We start from the raw sequence: 354 nt of genomic DNA, 5'->3' as shown, positions 1-354 counted from the left end.
TGAAATTGGCAGCCGCCATAATATTGAATTCACTATGCTTGAGTGGTACCGCCCAGGGTTTACCCTGGCACAGCTGATTGATGAGACGACCACGCTGGTTGCTAACGTGCTGCCGAGTTTTGCAGGCCCTGTGGTGCACTATCGTTACCGTGAGCTGTTTCATACCTACTTAGCGGTAGACCCCTTCACGACGTCTATTGAGACATTGCGTACTTTGGCTGCAGAGCGTGGCCAGATGTCGGCAAATGCGCTAACAGAAGAGAGTCGCGATACTTGTCTCGACCTGTTAATGAGCATGGTAATTGAACCAACGCTTGGCCAAAACGAACTGAGTGTTGTGTTGGATTATCCCGC

Annotated in this window: 1 pseudogene; it reads left to right on the top strand. The window is 50.6% G+C overall.

The features are described 5' to 3' along the window. Positions 1-354 (top strand): annotated as a pseudogene (locus INT22_RS20365) (elongation factor P lysine(34) lysyltransferase); the annotation flags it as partial.

This window comes from Halomonas sp. 3D7M (assembly GCF_014897885.1).
Lineage (GTDB): Bacteria > Pseudomonadota > Gammaproteobacteria > Pseudomonadales > Halomonadaceae > Vreelandella.
The sequence above is the reverse complement of the archived record's forward strand: the minus strand, read 5'-3'. Positions and strand labels throughout refer to the sequence as shown.